Consider the following 19,356-nt stretch of genomic DNA (forward strand, 5'->3'; position numbering starts at 1 on the left):
GGAAATGACATTGGCACCTGAAGGCCGGAAGCTGTTGCGCGTGGAACAGCGCAACTCTGCTGTTCCGGTGGAGCGCAAGCCGGAGTGGATCAAGGCCAAGGTCCAGATGGGCCCGGAGTTCGTGGGGCTGAAGAACCTGGTAAAAAAAGAGGGCCTGCACACGGTGTGTGAGGAGGCCGGCTGCCCCAACATTTTTGAGTGCTGGGAGGACAAGGAAGCCACGTTCCTGATCGGCGGGTCCGAGTGCACCCGGCGGTGTGATTTCTGCCAGATCGATACCGGCAAGCCCTCCCCGGTAGACATGTTCGAACCCACCAAGGTGGCCCGGTCCGTGCAGGCCATGCAGCTGCGCTACGCCACCGTCACCGGTGTTGCCCGGGACGACCTGGCGGACGAGGGCGTGTGGCTGTACGCCGAGACGGTCCGGAAGATCCACGAGCTGAACCCGGGCACCGGGGTGGAGCTGCTGATCCCGGACTTCTCCGGCAAACCCGAGCACATCGCCGCGATCTGCGATTCCAAGCCCGAGGTGTTCGCGCACAACGTGGAGACCGTGCCGCGGATTTTCAAGCGGATCCGGCCGGCGTTCCGGTATGAGCGGTCCCTGGATGTGATCACGCAGGGCCGGAGCCTGGGCATGGTGACCAAGTCCAACCTGATCCTGGGCATGGGCGAAACCCGCGAGGAGATTTCCGAAGCCCTGCGTGACCTGCATGAGGCCGGGTGTGACCTGATCACCATTACCCAGTACCTGCGCCCGAGTGAGCGGCACCTGCCCGTGGACCGGTGGGTCAAGCCGCAGGAATTCGTGGACCTGCAGGACGAGGCCACCGAGCTGGGCTTCCTGGGCGTGATGTCCGGCCCGCTGGTCCGTTCCTCCTACCGGGCCGGCCGGCTCTGGGCCACCGCCATGCGGAAGAAAGGCCGCGACATCCCCGCCGAACTCGCCCACATCGCCGAGGGCATCCAGGACTCCGGGACCACCCGCCAGGAAGCCAGCTCACTGCTCGCCGCCACGGCGTGATGTGCCGGCGGCTAAACGGAACTGACCCCAAGACCTGATGCATAGACAGGACCAATGATGTTCCCCGTTAGAATCGAAATCATCCCTGCCCAGGGAATCGTGGAGCAGGTGCAGGCTCTGGTGCCAGCGACCACCACACTCAGTGTGACCTGCCTGCCGCATCACGGCATCGAGCGGACGCTGCGCACCGCCGTGGAGCTGAGCGACGCCGGCTACAACGTGGTGCCGCACCTCGCCGCCCGGAGCATCAGCAGCCGGGCTGGGCTCACGGAGATTGTCCGCGGCTGCGAGGCAGCGGGTATCCGCGAAGTCTTCGTTATTGGGGGAGACCGGAAGGAGGCCGCCGGCGTCTACGGCTCGGCGCTTCCGGTCCTCGAAGACATCGCGCAGTACACCGGCGGCACCATGCGGGCGGGCGTGGCGGGGTACCCTGAGGGCCACCCTGGGGTGAGCCCGGTGGATCTGCTGGATGGGTTGCTGGCCAAGCAGCACCTGGCCTCGCACGTGGTCACCCAGATGTGCTTCTCCGCGGGAAAAATCCAGGACTATGCGGCGCTCCTGCGCCGCGAAGGCGTCCGTTTGCCCGTATGGGCGGGTGTGGCCGGGACCGTCCCGCGGACCAAGCTGGTGGCACTCGCCGCGCAGATCGGCGTCGGAAGCTCCCTGAAATTCCTCAGCCGCAAGGGCCCGCTGGCCCGCAAACTCCTCAGCGGCGACCGCTACTCGCCGGACAGCCTCATCGCTGGCCTCGAAAGCCAGCCGGGCAGCATCGCCGGCATCCACCTCTACAGCTTCAACAGCCTTGACTCGGTCCCAGCCGGACCGGAGCACACATCCACTACCGCAGCACTTCAACCAACGATGATTCGAGGAGCAGCACGTGAGCACTAAACCTCCGATTTCCCACCAGGAACCGCACCTGGAGCGGCAGCTTACCAACCGGCACATCCAGCTGATCGCCATTGGCGGCGCGATCGGCACCGGCCTGTTCATGGGCTCGGGCAAAACCATCTCCGCGGCAGGGCCGTCCGTCATTTTCGTCTACATGATCATCGGCTTCATGCTGTTCTTCGTGATGCGGGCCATGGGCGAACTGCTGCTCAGCAACCTGAACTACAAATCCTTCAGCGACTTCGCCGCGGACCTGCTGGGCCCCTGGGCGGGCTTCTTTACCGGCTGGACCTACTGGTTCTGCTGGGTAATCACCGGAATCGCGGACGTGATCGCGATCGCCGGCTACTCCAAGGAACTGTGGCCGGGACTGCCGCTGTGGATCCCGGGCCTGGCCACCGTGGCCATCCTCCTGTTCCTGAACCTCGTCACGGTCAAGGCGTTCGGCGAGACTGAGTTCTGGTTCGCCCTGATCAAGATCATCGCCATCGCGGCGCTCATCATCGTGGGCCTGTTTATGATCTTCACCGGTTTCCAGTCCGACGCCGGCCCTGCCACCTTTACGAACCTGTGGAGCCACGGCGGGATGTTCCCCAACGAGTTCATGGGTTTTGTGGCCGGCTTCCAGATTGCGGTGTTCGCGTTTGTGGGCATTGAGCTGGTGGGCACCACTGCCGCCGAGGCGAAGGATCCCGAGAAGAACCTGCCCAAGGCCATCAATTCCATCCCGATCCGCGTGCTCCTGTTCTACGTGGGCGCCCTGATCATCCTGATGGCCGTCACCCCGTGGACCCAGTTCCAGGCAGGCCACAGCCCGTTCATCGGCATGTTCTCCCTGGCCGGCCTTGGTGCCGCCGCCACTGTGGTGAACCTGGTGGTGCTCAGCTCGGCCATGTCCTCGGCCAACTCCGGCATCTACTCCACCTCCCGCATGGTGTACGGCCTGGCGCAGGAAGGGGACGCGCCGTCGGTGTTCCGCCACCTGTCCACCCGCAAAGTCCCGCAGAACGCCCTGTTCCTCTCCTGCGTGCTGCTGCTCTCCGGCGTGGTGCTGATGTACGCGGGCCAGGACATCGGCAAGGCCTTCGAAATGGTGACCACCGTGTCCGCCGTCTGCTTCGTGTTCGTCTGGTCCATCATCCTGGCAAGCTACCTCGCGTTCCGCCGCCGCCGGGCCCACCTGCACGAGGCGTCCAAGTACCGCATGCCCGGCGGGATCCCGATGGTGTGGATAGTGTTCGCGTTCTTCGCCTTCGTCCTCTGGGCCCTGACCACGCAGCCGGACACCCTGCTGGCGCTGCTGGTCACACCGGTCTGGTTCCTTGTGCTCGGCGCCGCATGGCTGGTGCTGCGACGCCGGCCCGCACACCTGGCCCGCTACGAGACGTTCAAGTCCGAGCTTGCCCAGGACCTGGATACCGAGGCGTCCTCCATTGGCCGGGACGTCATCCGGCGGTAGGCGCAATGAAACTTAGCGAACCGCACAGCTGGCGGCGCGTCTCCTGGAATGCTCTGCCGCCCGGGCAGTGGGTGCGGCTTTCCCGCGACGGCCAGCTTCTCGGCTGCGGCGTGGTGGACGGGACCACACCTGACGGCTCCATCATCTGGGTGGTGATGGACGGCTGGGCCGAGCGGCGGATGTTCCACCGGGATGACTTCGTCAAGGTGGAGATCGCAGGGTAGGCCCCGGACAACGGAAGCGGACGACGGCGGGAGGCCCCGCCGTCGTCCGCTTTGCCTTTTTCGCCGTTCCCGTCATTGACCGCCCGCCGCGGACCCGCAACGATGAAGTATGACTGACGCAGCTGATACCGGTGCCCCTTTTGACGACGACAGCGCGGAGGAGGTTGACGCCGTGGAGACCGCGGAAAGCATTGCCGAAGAGGTCAAGGACGAGATCCGGCTGGGCCACGTGCAGGACGACGTAAGCCACGTGCTGGAGGAACGCTTCGATGAGGCGGGAATCAACCTGCGCCCCGAAGCGGTGGACGACCTTGCCGAGGAAATTGAGCGGGACGCCTCGACCTAGTGCCGCATGCGCGGCCCGGGATTGGCCTAAGCTTCCCCCATGGGACTTATCATCACACTGCTGATCATCTGGCTTGTTCTGTCAATCCTGGGCTTCGTGATCAAGGGCCTGCTGTGGCTGGCGTTCATCGGCCTGATTCTGTTTGTGGCCACCGCTGTGTGGGGCTGGCTGAAGCGCCGAACCAGCGTGTGATCCTTCCCGGCTAGAGACCGTGCGGGCCTGAAACGGCAGGGAACAACCTGGATTAGTGCGCTGGCCGTGTTGGGCGCATGGCTCCTTGAACTTTCGGGCGCGGGAGCAATACCAGTGATCCAGGTGGCCCGCACTTGTCCCCGAGTTTTCGTCCAGATATGCGGACTTATGGGCTTCCCAGCCCTGCATATCTGGACAAAAACTCTGGGGGGATGAGTCAGTGCCAGAGGCCGAGGGCGAATTCCGCAATCACCGTGGAGAGCAGGAAAGACGCCGTGATGGCCACCAGGCCCACGGGGATGATCTTCCAGCCGATGTTTTTCAGCAGCGGGATGTCCTTGCCGAGCGACAGGCCCGCGAGGGTCAGCATCACGGTGGCGATGGACAGGAAGTCCACGGTTTTGACCGCGGCATTCAGCGGTTCCGCCGCGAAGAACCACGGGCTGGAAATGTAGGCGCCAATGGTCGTGATGAAAACGATGGCCGAGATCTTCCGGGTGGCCTTCGCCAGCGCGATGCTGACCAGAACCAAAGCCAGCATGACCGCATAGCCGCCCACGATGGTGAGGCTGAAGCCCTTCGCCGCCACTGATGCCGTGGCGATGCCCAGGACCGTGAGGACCGAGAGGGACAGCCAGAGCGGCAGTTTCATGGCTGCCGCGGACTCGGCCACGCGTTCGCGGAACCGCCGGTTTTCCTCCGCCTGGGCGGCCTCGCGGTCCACGTCGGCAGCAGTTCGTGCGGCAGGTGCACCGGCGGAAGCGCCGGCGGGTGCACCGGCTGTTACGGCTGCTTCTTCCCGGGCTGTCTGCTTACGGGTGAGGAGTTTGTAGAATCGGTCGGCCAGCGGCAGGGCGATGTAGATGCCCACATAGACGCCCAGGACCGTGGTGATCAGGTTGGACACGGCGGCCATGCCCAGGACGGCTTCCTGGTCCGCCGGGTAGCCCGCAACGATGCTCGCGGCGGACGCCGCCATCATGGAGCCGGACCCCACGCCGGCGCCCATCGCCAGGGCCAGCGGATCGAAGATCTTCCAGTTGGCCACGAGCGAGGTGAGGAGCGTGATGTAAACGGCGCCGAACAGCGTACCGAACACGTACATGGCCAGCACGCCGCGGTACTGGTCCGAATCCGGCCCGTACTTCTCAGACACCATGGCGAAGGAGGGCTCGCGGTCCAGCGAGAACGTGGCGCCCACCGTTGCCTTGCCCATCCTCAGCAGCACCGCCAGGGGGAGCGCCAGCACGATGGTGCCGAGCAGGTGGCCCACCTCCTGGAGCAGCAGCGCGGGTCCTGCCTTGAGCAGGGTGGGCAGGCTCGGACCGATGTTGAACGCCAGCCGGGCCACCAGCAGCAGTACGGCCACGCCCACCAGGGCCGCCGCCACCCGCTGGAGGTCGATGCCCAGGGGCTTGAACTTCTGGATCGAGACCAGCAGGCCCAGGATGAGGCCCCACACCATGGGGAAGATGATGATGGAGCCGATTCCCACATCGATCTTCACCTGCCCGATGAACTGGACCGCCACGGCGATCACCAGGGCCAGGGCGGCGATCGGGATGGTCAGTTTGGTCCCGGCCTTATCAATCCGGGCTGTTTTGGTGGTGCTCATGATGTGCCTTCCTGCGTGAAAGTACGACGGCGGTACGCAGCTTTGATGAAGCGGTCCCGTTCGGAGGGGGTGGAGGCGGCGGCCGCGGCAGTCCAGGCCAGCGCAACGGCTGCCTCGAACATCACGCCGTACGCCTCGGGAGTGTCCGCAAGTGCGGCAAACGCGTGCGAGTGGATGGGGACGTCCGCACCCGGGATGCTGAGCCACGGGTGCAGGGACGGGATGACCTGGGAGATGTTGCCCATGTCGGTGGAGCCGCCGCTGAGGCCGGAGGACCGCGACGTGTCCTTGCCGAATGCATCCATCGCGTCGGTCCAGTGCGCTGCGAGGGCGTCATCCTGGAGCAGTGGTTCGTACAGGGGCTCCGCTTCCTCGATGACCAGGGTTGTTCCCGTGGCCAGCGCGGCGCCTTCGAAGCAGTTCCGGACCCGCTGGTGCAGGGCCTCGTACTCGGGCAGGGTGAAGGCCCGGCATTCGAACTGGACCACCGCCTTTTCCGGAATGATGTTGGTGACGTGCCCGGCCTCGGCCACAAAGCAGGCAACGCGGTGGTCGCTGGGGATCTGCTGGCGCAGCAGGCCGATGGCCACCTGGCTCAGTACCGCCGCATCGGCGGCATTGACGCCCTGGTGCGGGGCCGCCGCCGCATGCGCCGCTTTACCCGTGAACGTTGCCTGGTACCGGCCCACCGCCTGCGCGCTGGTGCCGGTGGGGTTGTAGGTGAGCCCGTCCTGGACGGGGTGGACCATCAAAGCCAGCCCGACGCCGTCGAACGCTCCGCGTTCCAGCATCAGCGCCTTGCCGCCGCCATGCTCCTCGGCGGGGGTGCCGATGGCCTTCAGCGTGATGCCGAGCTCGTCCATCAAAGGGAGGAGGGCGAGGGCGGCGGCCACCGAGGCGCCGGCGATCAGGTTGTGCCCGCAGGCGTGGCCGATGTCCGGAAGCGCGTCGTACTCAACACAGAGCGCCACCGTCAGTTCACCACTTCCCGCGCTCGCCGAGAAGGCGGTGGGCAGGCCGGCCGTGCCGCGCTCCACCTCGAAGCCGGCTTCCTCCAGCAGGGCGGCAATCGCGTGGGCGGAGCGGACCTCCTCGAAAGAGATCTCCCTGAATGCGTGGATTTCCTGCGCCAATGCCTGGACGCGCGGTTTCCAGTGGTCGACGCCGTCTGCCAGGGCGCCGCGAAGGGCCGCCGGGGCGGGGGATGGGTTGGTCAGTTCCATGGGCATCTTCCTTTGGGGTGCGGCGTTTCAGGGCGGGTTAGTAGGACAGGGACGGGAAAGGAGACCCGGCCGCGCGGGTGGGCACCCAGATGGCCTTCGTCTGCGTGTATTCGTCCAGCACGCCGGGGCCGGAGGAGCGGCCGTGGCCGGAATCGCCGAAGCCGCCGAACGGAACCGCCACGTGGATGGTCTTGTACGAGTTGATCCAAAACGTGCCGGCCTTCACCTCGCGGGCCATATGGTGGCCACGGGACACGTCGGAGGTCCAGACGGCACCGGCCAGGCCGAAGTCGGTGTTGTTGGCCCGGGCGATGGCTTCGGCTTCGGTGTCGAAGGCGTCGGCGCCCACTACGGGGCCGAAGACTTCGGTGGTCTCCAGCCGGTTGGCCGGTGTGACGCCGTCCAGCAGGGTGGGCATCACCCAGTGCCCGCCGGCCAGGGCGGACCCGGCCAGGGACTCCGGCAACGCTGCCTCTGTGACCCGGCGGCCGCCGTCGTTCATGCCCGCTTCGATGAGCGTGGTGACGGTGGCGAACTGCTGGGCGGTGATGATGGGGCCCACCTCGGTGTCGGCGCTGAGCGGGTCGCCCACCCGGAGGCGTGCGGCCCTGGCGGCCACCAGCTCCACGAACTGTGCGTGCACGCTGCGCTCCACAAGCAGGCGCGATCCGGCCACGCAGGACTGGCCCGCACCGGAGAAGATGGCCGAGATGGCGCCGTCCGCAGCACGGTCCAGGTCCGCGTCCGCGAAGACGATGTTGGCGCTCTTGCCACCGAGCTCCAGCAGGGCGGGAATCCCGGCGTGGGCTGCAGCCACGGCAACGCGGCGGCCGGTAGGGACCGAACCGATGAAGCTGACTTTGCCCACGCGCGGGTCCGTGGTGAGGGCTGCGCCGACGGTCTGGCCGAGCCCGGCGGCCACGTTAAAGACGCCTGCCGGCAGTCCGGCTTCGTGCGCGAGCTGGGCCAGCCGGACCGATGATGCCGGGGTGAATTCGCTGGGCTTGATGATCACGGCGTTCCCGGCCGCGAGCGGGGCTGCGGAGTTCCAGCCGGCCGTGAACAGGGGAGCGTTCCACGGCGTGATGGCGACGACGACGCCCCACGGGACGCGTTCAGTGTAGGTGTGCCAGTTGCCCGGGACCGGGATGGTCTGGCCGGTCAGCTTGTCCGCCCAGCCGGCGTAGTAGCCGAACATTTCCGCCACCTTGACGGCTTCGGCGCGTGTGTCGCGGATGGGCTTGCCCGTGGTGGCGGATTCGAGGATGGCGAGTTCCTCCCCGTGCTGTTCCACGGCCCGGCTGACGTTGCGGAGGACGGCGGCGCGTTCGAAGCCGTTCATCGCGCCCCAAACCTTGGCGCCCGCCGTCGAACTTTCCAGGATGGCGTTGGCGCCCTCGGCGCCGGGGTCCGCGTAGGTGGCGAAGGCTTCGCCGGTGGCAGCAGCGGTGAGGGTGATGGCTTCGCCGCTGCCGGTCACCACCGTGCCGTTGACGAAGGCGCCGAGGCCGGCCGGGAAGGCCGCGTCCAGGACGGTTTTAGCGGTGGCTGCCGAGGAGGAAGTTGGTGCTGTAGTGACGCTCAATGTGGTGTTCCTTTGGGGGCTGGGGTTTGGGTATTAGGCGACGGCGGAGGTGCCGGCCGGTGTGCCTGGTTTGGTGCCGGGTGCCGCGATTGGTTCGGTGCTTGATGTGGTGCCTGGTGCTCCGGCGGGGGTGATGGCCGGGGCCACGGTCCGGGCGATCTCGGTGAAATCCGCCTTCGGGCCGAGCGCGACCAGGGCATCCTGCCACTGGCTGGCCACGGCGGCCAGGAGCGCGGGCTTTTCGCCGATCTGGGCGGCGACATCGACCGCGAGGGCGGCATCACGGGCCATCAGGCCCAGCGAAAAACCGGAATCGTGCGTGCCGCTGAGCACCCAGTTGGGGTACATGTTGGCGGAGACCTTGCTGCCGCCGGACGCGTTGCTGATGCTGGCCGCGGCGGTGGCGGGGTCGATGCCGTAGGCCTTGGCAACACCCAGTGCTTCACCCACCGAGACGAGGTTGGCGGCCGCGAGCACGTTGTTGAGGAGTTTGACCACATTGCCGCTGCCGGGGCCGCCGATGTGGCTGTACTTCCCGCCCGTTAATGCCTGGAGGACGGGTTCGGCGGCAGCGAGGGCCTCGTCCGTGGCGCCGACGAAAGCGCTCAACGAACCGGTTGCTGCGCCGTCGCGGCCCCCCGAGACGGGTGCGTCCACGAAGGCCGCTCCCTGGGCCTGGGCAAGCTCGGCCATGTTTTTACTGGTGCCCGGTTCGGAGGTGGTGGTATCGATGATCGCCACGGTGCCCGGCGCTTTGAGGAGCTGGGGCACGGTGGTTTCCACGATGCTGGCCGCGGGCAATGACAGCACTGCGTAGGGCGTCCCGGCGGCATCCGCGAGGTTGGCAATGGTTTTGATGCCGGTTCGTTCCGCAGCAGTACGTGCCTCGCCGGAGGGGTCGAAGCCGGTGACGTCCCAGCCGGCTTTGTGGAGGGTGGCGGCCATTGCTCCGCCCATGGCGCCGAGTCCTATGACGGCAATCCGGCGGGTGTTCTGGTCATTCATGGAGGTGCTCCTGTGATGTATTGCGGTCAGTCGAGGTAGATGTCGAGGTCTTTCCACAGCTGCTGGGTGCGGCGGATGGCGGTCCGGCTGCGATCGGGGTGGGCTGCCTCCATGCCGGCGAGCAACCCGTAGACCAGCGAGTTCGCGGCTGTGACCGACTGGAAGAAGGAGATGCCCTCCGAGGCCACCACCAGCAGGTGGTCGGCGGCGGCTGCGAGGCGGCCGCGCCGCATATCGCTGATGGCGATGACCGTGGCACCGGCAGCTTTGGCTGCTTCGGCGGCCACGATGACCTGCCGGACGGAACGCCACATGTTGATCACCACCAGCACGTCTCCCGTGCCAAGGGTGTTCGTGCTTGAAGCCAGGTGGACACCACCGCGGTTTTCCAGCGAGATGGGATACCCCATCGTGGAGCCGAGGTGGGCCATCACGCTTGCGGGGCCGGCGAAGGAGCCAATCCCGACGACGGTGATGGACTTGGCAGCGGCCATCGCCGCGATAGCGGCCTCTGCTTCGTCTGCCGTATTTGATTCGAGGGTCAGCCGGAGGTTTTCAATGTCGTGGTTCAGTGCGTCGTGCAGGGGACTGCGGTGTTCGCCGTGCTCGGTGAGGGTGTCCTCCGTGGAAATCATCACGAGGTAGCGCGAGCGGAGTTCCCGCTGCAGGTCCGGCCAGCCGCGGTAGCCAAGGTGCTGGGCGGCGCGGACCACAGTGGAGTTGTTGACATCGGCGCGCTGCGCGATTTCCGCGATGTCCGCGTAGGAGGAGAGCTGCGGATTCCGCGTGATGACCTCCACTACCCGGCTTTGCGCCTTGGTGAGCGGAACATCCGGGATCGCGTCGCCGAGCCATGCCTGGGAGCTGTCCCCGGCACCGGTGCTGGCGTTGGCGTCAATCGCGGGGGCTTCCGCTTCTGCAGTGTTCGTGTTCAAGGAAGACCTGTTCTGTAACGCAGATCACTCTGCAAGTTCGATTGCATTAAATGTACTCTGCAATTTCGCTTGCTTCCAGTGGTTTGCGTTACCCGGATGTAAATCCTCGTTGTGGTGACCCGCTTCCCGCGGGACCATAGTGGTATGGATGCTGAATCTCCCAAGGCCTGGGAGCTGAGCCTTTCCCAGGCGTTCCTCCTTCTGGCAACCAACGATGCCGATGGCGGGGCAGAAATCACCCAGCCCGTTCTACAGGCGGGTGTGGCCGGGGCAATACTGGCGGAGCTGGATCTGCTCGGTGCCATCGAACTGCAGGGCAAGCACGTCGGAGTCACTGGCGCCCCTGTGCCCGCCGAGGTTCAGCACCACCTGGAGCTCATCCGGCATAAATCCAGGCCGCACACTCCCCATCGCTGGGTTTCAATCCTGGAAAGCCGTGCCGAGGTGCATCGGATTTACGAGGAGCTGGCGGAGCAGGGCGTGGTGAGGCACGTCGGCGAAAAGCGCCTGGGACTGTTCAGGATTACGCGGTATCCGGAGCAGGACCATGCCCCGAAGGCGGCGCTCCTCAAGGACATTCAGGCCGGGCTGGGAGGCGGAACAGCCGACGCGCGGATTACGGCCTTGATCGGTCTGCTGCACGTGACGGGGCTGCTGGAGAAGCTCTTTGCCGATGCTGATCATCACCGGGGCAGGGACATAGCCAACAGCCACTGGCCCTCCCACGCGGTCGCGGAGGAAATCCGGATGATCGTGCTGGCGGAGGCGGAGGCGGCCACCTAGCAGTCTTTGCGGCAGCGCGCTCCCGGGAGCGTGCCTTAAACGCAAGCGGACGACGGCGGGAGGTTCCCGCCGTCGTCCGCTTTGCTTTTGTTTTTATGTAAAGTGCGCCGTCAGTCGTCGTAGGTGTTGGCGATGTAGACGTCGCAGGGGGCGTTGTGCGCCACGCTGTTGGCCACGCTGCCCAGGAGCCGGCCGATGCCGCGCATCCTGCGGTTTCCCACCACGATGACCTTCGCGTCCAGGCGGATGGCTTCCTTGATCAGGGCGTCGGCCGGCTTGCCGCGGGCGGCCGAGTGGGTGATGGACACTTGCCCGGAGTTGGAGAGCGAGTTCGCAACCATCTCGGCAGCGTCCGCATTCGAGATCCGCACCTTGTCCGACCCGACGCCGAAGGTTTCGGCGCTCTCGGTCTCGAATGCTGTCACCACGTGCAGTGAAGCTCCCAGCGACGCCGCAAGGTCGCGCGCGGCCTCCGCAGCCTTCTTGGCGGACTCGCTGCCGTCCACGCCTACAACAACTACGTCACTCATGCATTGCTCCTTTACTGGTATCCGTTACTTGGCGTTCAGATGCCAGTCTAGAGAACGTGGACCGGTTGCCCCCATGTCATTTTGCGGATGGCGTCGCTTTGGAGTCCGCTGAGGGCGGCCAGTTCGAAGTCGTCCATCGCGCCGAGCCGGCGTGCCGCGGCCAGGAGGGTCAGGCGCTGTTCTTCGAGTGCTGCCCTGGATTCCTCCAGCTCAGCGAGCTCGGACTTCAGGCTTGCGATGACCTTGAGCTGCTGCCCGGCGGGTTGGTCTGAGGGAAGCAGGTCGTTATACGTCAGGCCGATGGTCCGGATGGTCCAACGGGAAAGGCCGGCAGTTTGGGCCAGTCGGGTGACCTTGATACCGTCCCGGAGCGCCTGCGCAACGTGCTGGTTCAGCCGGGCGGACACGGGGCGGATGCTGCTGGCGTTGAAGGCAAGCCGCTGCCGGTTCGCCTTCAGCAGTGTGCGGATCTCCTCCGCCTGAGGGGCCGCCTTGTCCGGCCTGGGCGTTCCGCGGTAGCGGTAGTAGCCGGCGTCGCCATAGTGCGTAACGGCCAAGATCACTCCTCGGTTGGAATATTGCCGGATGGACCACTTACCCGGATGGGTCACCGTCGAGGCTAGGCAGTAACGGATGCATGGCGGAGATACCAATTATGAGTGGACCCATAACGGAAAACTGTGGGCTTGCCAGCCATAAGGGACGCTTATCCGTCCACGCAGTATTGGTCTTATCCATACCCGCCGGATTTCCCTAGTGTCGAAGAAACGAGTACCGCTCGCTCCTGACTCCCTAGGAAAAGACCATGCCTGAATTTGTCCCTGCATCGCGGGTGTCCCGTATCAAGTCTTCCGCAAGCGTGGCCGCCGCCGCCCGTGTGCGTGAGCTTAAGGCGGAAGGGCGCCGCATCCTCGACCTCACAGTTGGCGAGCCGGACTTCGATACCCCGGAGCACATCAAGGCAGCCGCAGTCGAGGCCATTAGCCGCGGCGAAACCAAATACACGTCCGTCACCGGCACTCCTGCCCTTCAGCAAGCCATCCTCCAGAGCCTGGCGCAGCGGACCGGCCTTCAGTACACCCCGGCCGAGATCACCATCGGTGGCGGCGCGAAACAGGTCATCTTCACCGCGTTTATGGCCTCCCTTGACGCCGGCGACGAAGTGATCGTCCCCGCCCCCTACTGGGTTTCTTATCCGGACATGGTGCTGGCCAATGACGGCATCCCGGTGGTGGTTCCCTGCGGCGAGGATGTTGGCTTCAAGCTCACGCCCGAAGCCCTGGCCGGTGCCCTGACCGGGCGCACCAAATGGGTCATCCTCAACGCGCCGTCCAACCCCACCGGCGCCGTCTACTCTCCTGCTGAACTGCGGGCGCTCGCCGATGTCCTGGCCGGCTTCCCGCACGTTTACGTCCTCACCGACGAGATTTACGACCAGATCTACTTCGGCGAGGGGAAACTCACCAGCCTGGTGGAAGTGGCCCCTGAACTGAAGGACCGCATCCTCGCGGTCAACGGTGTGTCCAAGGCCTACGCCATGACCGGCTGGCGGTTGGGGTACGCTGCCGGGCCGGCTCCGGTGATCGCCGCCATCAACAAGCTGCAGTCCCAGATCTCGTCCTGCCCCTCCTCCGTGAGCCAGGCCGCCGCCGCCGCGGCCCTCACCGGCGACCAGCGATTCGTCCGGGACAGCCTCGAGGTGTACCGCAAGCGGCGGGATAAGGCAGTGGCCGCCCTGAACGCCGTCGACGGTTTGTCATGCACGACGCCGGAAGGCGCCTTCTACGCCTACGTCAACTGTGCGGGGGTTATTGGCAAGGCAGCTCCGGATGGAACTGTCATCCGCGACGACCAGGACTTCACCCTCTACCTTCTTGAAGCCGCCTCCGTGGCGGTCATCCAGGGATCGGCCTATGGCCTGGGCCCGTACTTCCGCATCTCCTACGCCACCAGCCTGGACGTCATCGAAGAGTCCATCGCTGCCATCGACAAGGCCGTCCAGGCCCTCAACTGACCCAACCCACACGAAGGAAAACGCCGTGATTCACGTCAAAACTAATATCGACCGCCCCAGCGCCGACGCCGTCAGCCGGCTCTCGAAGTTCTCGTCGGCGACCATCCACGAGGCACAGGGGCGCAAGGGCGCACTGAGCTCCCGCATTAAGCCCATCGACAGGTCCATGTCCTTCTGCGGCCCGGCCACCACCGTCCGCTGTGCACCCCGTGACAACCTCATGCTGCAGGTGGCCATCCATTACGCCCAGCCAGGTGACGTTGTCCTGGCCGCGGCGGGGGAGTACGAGGAAGCCGGGACGTTCGGCGATGTCCTCGGCAACGCCATGAAAGCCAAGGGCCTGGCCGGCCTGGTGACCGACTCTGGCGTCCGCGACACCCAGGACCTGATTGAGCTGGGACTGCCCGTCTTCTCGGGCAGTGTGTCCATCAAGGGCACAGTCAAAGAGACGATCGGCCCCATCAACCACCCGGTGGTGTTCGGCGACGAAATCATCTACCCGGGCGACGTCCTGCGCGGCGACGCCGATGGTGTAGTGGTGGTCCGCAAGGACGAGATCGAGGAAGTCATCCGCCTCTCGCAGGAGCGCGACGACGCCGAGCGCGAGCTCATCAGCCTGTACAAGGCCGGCGGCACTACCATCGACCTCTGCAACCTGACGGACGTGTTGAAGGCTAAGGGACTACTGGTCGAGCAAGCGTAGGAGCCTCGAATTCCAGCCGTGCAGCCGCCGCGGGCATGGTCCTGCGGCGGCTTCGCTGCGCCCGGTGGTTGAGCTTGCACTGAGCATGACTGATCCGGTGGTTGAGCCTGTCGAAACCCCAAGATTCGGTGGTTGAGCCTGTCGAAACCCCAAAGCCCGGTGGTTGAGCCTGCCGGAACCCCAAGATTCGGTGGTTGAGCCTGTCGGAACCCCAAAACCCGTGGGTGAGCCTGTCGAACCCCCGGGGAGGTCAGGGATGGCGCAAGCGAAACCGAAAGCCGCTGGTCAATCCCGGGACTGGGCAGGACCTATCCGGCGGTTGAGCCTGTCGAAACCCAGCGATCAGTCAGGCGGGTGGGGCATGCAGGAACCACTCGAGTGCTTCTTCGCCTGGCGAGAGCCCAAGGTAGACAAAATCCGGAGGATTCCCAGTCGCGGACTGTAGTTGGGCAGGCCAGTGTGGTGGTTCCCAGTCCTGGTGTTCGCTTTTGTAGTGGCGACCGGTGGGTGAGGTCCAGCCGGGTGGTTCATTTTTGGTGGCTGGGGTTGGTGTCCAGCCGGTGGTGTGCCGAAGCTTGTGGTGTTTGGGGCAGGGTTGTCCGAGGTTGCTGATGCCGGTGGTGCCGCCCTTGTGCCAGGCGAGGAGGTGGTCTGCCTCGTTATCCAATGAACTGTTGCTGCACCCGGGGAAAGAGCATTTGCCGTCCCGCAGCCGCAGCCAGTTCCGCATGGCCTTGGTGACCCGGTAGCTGGTGCGGCCGATTTCCAGTGGCGCCCCATCCCTGGGGTCCACGAGCACCCGGTAGAACGAGGTGGCACCGTTGGCGACGAGTCTGCGGGCCATGGACGCGGGGATCGGACCGTAGCCGTCCAGGTTTGCCGGTTCCTCCGTGATGCCGAACAGGGCGAGTACCGGCACGGTGACGAGGACGTCCGCTTTGGGTGCCGGGACGGTGCCTAAGGCGGCACCTGCGTACGTTTCACCCGGCCTGCCTGCGGCCGGGTCGCATTGTCCCGTGCTGCTTTGTTCTGTGCTGGCCTGTCCCGCGCTGCTTTGTCCTGTGCTGGTTTCCGGGCCGGGGTGAAGTGCGGTTCCGGCGCCGAGCAGGAGGCTGGCGGCGATGTCGGGGCGGAGTTGGGTGATGGTCCGGGGTTCGTCGGGGCTTTGGAGGCCGCGGGCGATGGCGGTGGTGCGGTTCCAGATGGCTGAGGCCTGGTCCGCCGGGACGTAGAGGGAGACCCGGGCCATGCCGTCGCGGTCCGGGGTGTATTCCATCCGCCGGTCCGCGGCGCATTTGGCGTGGCGCTTCTCGATGGATTCGGGGTGGTGGCGTTCCCGCCACTTCCTGGCCTTGGCACGGAACCGGTACGCGGGCAGCTCCCCGACCTGCGCGGCGGTGGCCGGCCGGGGCACATCGGGGGCCAGGAACTGCGCCTCCAACGCGGCAGCGCCGGCGGGGTCAAGGCCGGCCGTTTCCTCCACCACCGCCAGGGCGTGCTGCCAGGTGATCGTCCCCGCCTGCAACGCCGACAACGTCAGCGGCCGTTCCTTCGCTACCGTGTGGGACGCGGCCAGGAACGCACCGGCTGCCCGGGAACCAAGGGTCAGGAGGGCGCCGATTTCCGCGGCCACGGACATTTCCAGCGCCTGCACAGGTGTGTCCGGCCCCGCAATCGCCTGGGCAGTATCCGCGTACGTCACGGCAGCCCGGGCCTTCAAGCCCGCGATCCCGGCCTCCGCCACCCGCACCCCGGCAAGAATGTCCAGGCACCCATCTCCCAGCCCGGCCAATGGATCAGCATCCGAGAACGGCTCCGAACCACACCCCTCCACCTCCGCGTTGAGCACGGCAAGGGCGGCATTGATGTCCTCAAACGCCTTCGCCACCGCCGCTTTCCCCATAAACCCATCATGACAAGGGGGTGTGACATTTTCCCTCGAGGGAGGGGCAGGGACGGGATGACCCGGACGGGCACCATTGTCCAGATTGGGAGCAATCACCGGAGTGGGCAGGAACCCGAGGCAGGAAGGGGAGGTCCCGATACGAAAAGACAGGCTTGGATAGGGGAGAGGCAGGCCTGCGGAAACGCAAGCAGGCGAAAATGGCTGCTTTCCCCGGAAGAGCCTTCTAGCGTGCCGGAAGCGGGTACTCCGGCGGTCCGAACAGAGCGTCCTCCAAGAGCCAGACCGTGGACCCGCCCCTGCCCGCCGGCATGAGGCTGCCTTCGAAGACGAAGATGGGGTCCATCGAGCGGTCCTCCGGACGCCAGAATCCATTCGCCGGGCAGTGGAATCCAGTTTTGGCCATCAGGCCCAAGCCCTGACCGCTAATTCTCCGCAACGTATCTATCTTTTTCACGGCGTGCTCCAATTAATTCTTCAAAGATTGAATCGGCCGTAATTTCCGGCCTTGAATTAATTTTAGGATCCGCAGTGAAGCAGCGCTAAGACCAAAGACGCGTGCCCCAATAAGCGGGCGCTATGGAAACTTACCGCCCATACTTATCGTTGAGCATTTCCAGAAGCATTTCCTTCAGGACCAGCAAAACGGCGGAAGCGGCCTCGGACAGCGGATCGTGGTCCGGCGTGCACAGGGCGATCTTGCATTGGAGCACGGGGTCCACGATCCGCAGGACGTTGAAGTCTTCCTCATGGAACAAAGCGTCCGCGGCGGACTTGGGCATGATGGTGGCACCGAGGTCCGCGCGGAGGAGCCTGGCGAGGGATGGAACGGACTCCACCTCGCCCACCAGCCGCAGCCCAAGCCCCTTGCTGGTGAGTCCCGCCTCGACTGTCTGGCGAAGGGTGTGGTTCTGTTCGGGCAGGAAGAGCCCGTGGCGGGCAACTTCCCCAAGGGAGATCTCGCCGTCCGCGTGGTTCACGGCGGCCCTGTTGGCGTTGACCACAAAGTGGAGGTCCTCCACGATCATGGTGGTGAACTGGACGCCCCGGATGCGCCCCGGCTCGTAAATGAGGGCCATGTCCAGCCGGCCGTTCTTAATTGCTTCGCTGAGGACGCCCCCATAAATCTCGGTGACGTGCAGGACGATGTCCGGGTACCTGCGGGCCACTTCGCTAATGATCCTCGGCGTAAGGCTCGAGGCCATGCTGTAGGGAGCGATGGCAATGGAAACCCGGCCGGAGGGTGCCGCTCCAGATTTGGCGACGTCCTGCCGGGCCTGGTCAACGAGTCGCAGGATGGACTGCGCGTGCCGGTACAACGTATGCCCGGCAGCCGTAGGCACCACACCCTGTTTACTGCGGATCAGCAGGCGCTGCTTGAGGTCTGTCTCCAACGCCGAGACCTGCTGGCTCAGGGCAGGCTGGGCCACGTGCAGCGCCGCAGCAGCCTTGGTGATGCTTCCCGAATCCACAATCTGCACAAAGTACGCAAGCTTCCGCGTATCCATGCTGCCTTCTCTCTCTGCGGCGTTCTGAAGCCGGAAAGGTCATAACCGGATGCTATGGAGGGATACGCAACTGGTCTTTGTGTGATCCGCATCTCTGACACTAGGTTGAACCCAGAACGCTATTTCACCAGCACTATATTCTAACCCCCGGCCAGGTATGCAATTTCGCGATGATGTCAGATGCATTCTGCATAAAGCGGAGGTTTACCGAAACGGACGTTTTCTTTTACATTTCCGAAATATGCCACCCATAACTTCGGAGCATCCAGGATCCGCCCCTACGGCCGGGTTCTCTTTTAGAAAGAGATGGCACATGCGAGCAATAATCAAAGGCAAAATGGCAGCCGTTGCCGCGCTTTCCGCGGCGGTGCTGGCACTCTCCGCTTGCGGGGGCGGCAATGAAGCCGCCAGCAGCGGCAGCTCCACCTCAGGCGAAGTAAATCTGATTGCGTACTCCGGGGTGTGGCAGGACCAGTACACCGCTGCGGTCATTGAACCCTTTAAGGCGAAGTACCCGGATATCAAGATCAACTTCTCCTCGAAGCGGTCCTCTGCGGAGATGCTCAGCGCACTTCAGGGTCAGAAAAGTAGCCCCGCCACGGACGTAGCCATCATGGACAACTCCGTATCCACCACCGGCAACAAACAGGGACTCTTTGAGAAAGTGGACGAGGCTGCCGTCGCCAACCTGGCCAACGTGCCCGAGAAGTTCCGGGACAAGGACGGTTACGGTCCTGTGGCGATGGTCGACGCCGTCGGCCTGCTCTACGACACGGCCGCGTTCCCCCAGGCGCCTGAGAGCTGGAAAGTCCTCTGGGACCCCGCCTATGCCGGCAAGATCAACGTCAACGCTCCGCCGTCCCTGCTGGGACTCTCACTCACCGCCATCACGGCCAAGATGGAGGGCGAGGACTACACCAAGAGCATCGACAAGGCCGTGGCAAAGCTCAAGGAGATGGCGCCCGGCGTGCAGACGTTCGCCCCTAACCCGGACGAATACCAGAACGTGATCACCGGCCAGACTGTCCTCGGTCTCGGCCAGAACGCCCGGGGTCAGTTCTACAGCGACCAGAGCAACAAGAAGATGGGCGTGACGTTCCCCGAGGAAGGAACCGTCTACCAGATCAACACGGTCAACCTGGTCAAGGGTGCCCCGCACTCCGCGGCAGCCAAGACGTTCATCAACTACGCACTGTCCCCCGAAGCGCAGACGGCGTTCGCCAAGGCACTCTTCTACGCCCCGTCCGTCACGAACGTTGACCTGCCGGCGGACGTGAAGAGCCGGGTGGTGCCCACCGACGGTTCGCTGAACATCATCCCCCTCGACGTCAACTTCCTGTCCTCGGCCCGCGATAAGTGGACCGACACCTGGAAGCGCGAAATCATCACCAAGTAGCCGTCCCCGCCGGCACCCCT

General features: G+C 65.0%; 20 protein-coding genes. 10 read left to right on the forward strand and 10 right to left on the reverse strand.

Annotated elements, in window-relative coordinates; translation table 11 throughout:
• The first annotated feature begins 4 nt into the window (after nucleotides 1–4).
• From lipA to QF038_RS02025, 6 genes are all read left to right on the forward strand, one after another.
• Nucleotides 5–1,024 (forward strand): lipoyl synthase, encoded by a 1,020-nt coding sequence (gene lipA, locus QF038_RS02000; protein ID WP_307608248.1) that lies wholly within the window; start codon nucleotides 5–7, stop codon nucleotides 1,022–1,024.
• 54 nt (nucleotides 1,025–1,078) lie between these two features.
• Nucleotides 1,079–1,915: a methylenetetrahydrofolate reductase gene (locus QF038_RS02005; protein ID WP_307608250.1), complete on the forward strand. Its 837-nt coding sequence runs from the start codon at nucleotides 1,079–1,081 to the stop codon at nucleotides 1,913–1,915.
• Nucleotides 1,905–3,374 (forward strand): D-serine/D-alanine/glycine transporter, encoded by a 1,470-nt coding sequence (cycA, locus tag QF038_RS02010; protein WP_307608251.1) that lies wholly within the window; start codon nucleotides 1,905–1,907, stop codon nucleotides 3,372–3,374. Before QF038_RS02005 ends, cycA begins: the two co-directional genes overlap by 11 nt.
• 5 nt (nucleotides 3,375–3,379) lie before the next feature.
• Complete coding sequence (locus QF038_RS02015; RefSeq protein ID WP_307608254.1) at nucleotides 3,380–3,598, forward strand: hypothetical protein; 219 nt, start codon at nucleotides 3,380–3,382, stop codon at nucleotides 3,596–3,598.
• A gap of 109 nt (nucleotides 3,599–3,707) precedes the next feature.
• Nucleotides 3,708–3,944, forward strand: a complete 237-nt coding sequence (locus QF038_RS02020) for a hypothetical protein (protein WP_307608256.1) — start codon at nucleotides 3,708–3,710, stop codon at nucleotides 3,942–3,944.
• A gap of 39 nt (nucleotides 3,945–3,983) precedes the next feature.
• Nucleotides 3,984–4,136 (forward strand): hypothetical protein, encoded by a 153-nt coding sequence (locus QF038_RS02025; protein ID WP_167344656.1) that lies wholly within the window; start codon nucleotides 3,984–3,986, stop codon nucleotides 4,134–4,136.
• Between the two features lie 217 nt (nucleotides 4,137–4,353).
• Here QF038_RS02025 and QF038_RS02030 read toward each other — a convergent pair whose 3' ends face one another.
• The 5 genes from QF038_RS02030 to QF038_RS02050 are packed head-to-tail and all read right to left on the reverse strand — an operon-like array spanning nucleotide 4,354 to nucleotide 10,499.
• A complete protein-coding gene (locus QF038_RS02030) occupies nucleotides 4,354–5,751 on the reverse strand; it encodes a DUF3100 domain-containing protein (protein ID WP_307608261.1) in 1,398 nt (465 codons plus the stop codon).
• Nucleotides 5,748–6,974: an amidohydrolase gene (locus QF038_RS02035; protein ID WP_307608263.1), complete on the reverse strand. Its 1,227-nt coding sequence runs from the start codon at nucleotides 6,972–6,974 to the stop codon at nucleotides 5,748–5,750. The genes QF038_RS02030 and QF038_RS02035 overlap by 4 nt, the downstream gene beginning before the upstream one ends.
• Before the next feature lie 37 nt (nucleotides 6,975–7,011).
• Nucleotides 7,012–8,559, reverse strand: coding sequence for an aldehyde dehydrogenase (locus QF038_RS02040; protein WP_307608265.1), 1,548 nt, complete (start codon nucleotides 8,557–8,559; stop codon nucleotides 7,012–7,014).
• Nucleotides 8,560–8,592: 33 nt separating this feature from the next.
• A complete protein-coding gene (locus QF038_RS02045; RefSeq protein ID WP_307608268.1) occupies nucleotides 8,593–9,564 on the reverse strand; it encodes an NAD(P)-dependent oxidoreductase in 972 nt (323 codons plus the stop codon).
• A gap of 26 nt (nucleotides 9,565–9,590) precedes the next feature.
• Nucleotides 9,591–10,499: a MurR/RpiR family transcriptional regulator gene (locus QF038_RS02050; RefSeq protein WP_307608271.1), complete on the reverse strand. Its 909-nt coding sequence runs from the start codon at nucleotides 10,497–10,499 to the stop codon at nucleotides 9,591–9,593.
• Nucleotides 10,500–10,643: 144 nt separating this feature from the next.
• Here QF038_RS02050 and QF038_RS02055 point away from each other — a divergent pair, with 144 nt between their 5' ends.
• Nucleotides 10,644–11,282 (forward strand): GPP34 family phosphoprotein, encoded by a 639-nt coding sequence (locus QF038_RS02055; RefSeq protein ID WP_307608273.1) that lies wholly within the window; start codon nucleotides 10,644–10,646, stop codon nucleotides 11,280–11,282.
• A gap of 110 nt (nucleotides 11,283–11,392) precedes the next feature.
• Here QF038_RS02055 and QF038_RS02060 read toward each other — a convergent pair whose 3' ends face one another.
• On the reverse strand, nucleotides 11,393–11,812 hold the full coding sequence (locus QF038_RS02060; RefSeq protein WP_142056741.1) for a universal stress protein: 420 nt from the start codon (nucleotides 11,810–11,812) through the stop codon (nucleotides 11,393–11,395).
• A 47-nt stretch (nucleotides 11,813–11,859) separates the two neighbouring features.
• Nucleotides 11,860–12,369: a hypothetical protein gene (locus QF038_RS02065; protein ID WP_307608275.1), complete on the reverse strand. Its 510-nt coding sequence runs from the start codon at nucleotides 12,367–12,369 to the stop codon at nucleotides 11,860–11,862.
• Between the two features lie 248 nt (nucleotides 12,370–12,617).
• On the opposite strand from QF038_RS02065, the gene QF038_RS02070 reads away from it, so the two are divergent.
• Both QF038_RS02070 and QF038_RS02075 read left to right on the forward strand, forming a co-directional pair.
• The gene (locus QF038_RS02070) at nucleotides 12,618–13,826 is read left to right on the forward strand and encodes an aspartate transaminase (protein ID WP_307608277.1); all 1,209 of its coding nucleotides are present in this window, start codon (nucleotides 12,618–12,620) and stop codon (nucleotides 13,824–13,826) included.
• Between the two features lie 25 nt (nucleotides 13,827–13,851).
• Nucleotides 13,852–14,529 (forward strand): 4-carboxy-4-hydroxy-2-oxoadipate aldolase/oxaloacetate decarboxylase, encoded by a 678-nt coding sequence (locus tag QF038_RS02075; protein WP_307608279.1) that lies wholly within the window; start codon nucleotides 13,852–13,854, stop codon nucleotides 14,527–14,529.
• 346 nt (nucleotides 14,530–14,875) lie between these two features.
• On the opposite strand, the gene QF038_RS02080 is transcribed toward QF038_RS02075, so the two are convergent.
• From QF038_RS02080 to QF038_RS02090, 3 genes are all read right to left on the reverse strand, one after another.
• Complete coding sequence (locus QF038_RS02080; RefSeq protein ID WP_307608282.1) at nucleotides 14,876–16,432, reverse strand: HNH endonuclease signature motif containing protein; 1,557 nt, start codon at nucleotides 16,430–16,432, stop codon at nucleotides 14,876–14,878.
• A gap of 226 nt (nucleotides 16,433–16,658) precedes the next feature.
• Nucleotides 16,659–16,838, reverse strand: coding sequence for a hypothetical protein (locus QF038_RS02085; protein ID WP_307608284.1), 180 nt, complete (start codon nucleotides 16,836–16,838; stop codon nucleotides 16,659–16,661).
• Nucleotides 16,839–17,019: 181 nt separating this feature from the next.
• Nucleotides 17,020–17,940, reverse strand: a complete 921-nt coding sequence (locus QF038_RS02090) for a LysR substrate-binding domain-containing protein (RefSeq protein WP_307608286.1) — start codon at nucleotides 17,938–17,940, stop codon at nucleotides 17,020–17,022.
• A 313-nt stretch (nucleotides 17,941–18,253) separates the two neighbouring features.
• Here QF038_RS02090 and QF038_RS02095 point away from each other — a divergent pair, with 313 nt between their 5' ends.
• Complete coding sequence (locus QF038_RS02095; RefSeq protein WP_307608287.1) at nucleotides 18,254–19,336, forward strand: ABC transporter substrate-binding protein; 1,083 nt, start codon at nucleotides 18,254–18,256, stop codon at nucleotides 19,334–19,336.
• Nucleotides 19,337–19,356: the final 20 nt, after the last annotated feature.

This window comes from Pseudarthrobacter sp. W1I19 (assembly GCF_030817835.1).
Taxonomy (GTDB): Bacteria; Actinomycetota; Actinomycetes; order Actinomycetales; family Micrococcaceae; genus Arthrobacter.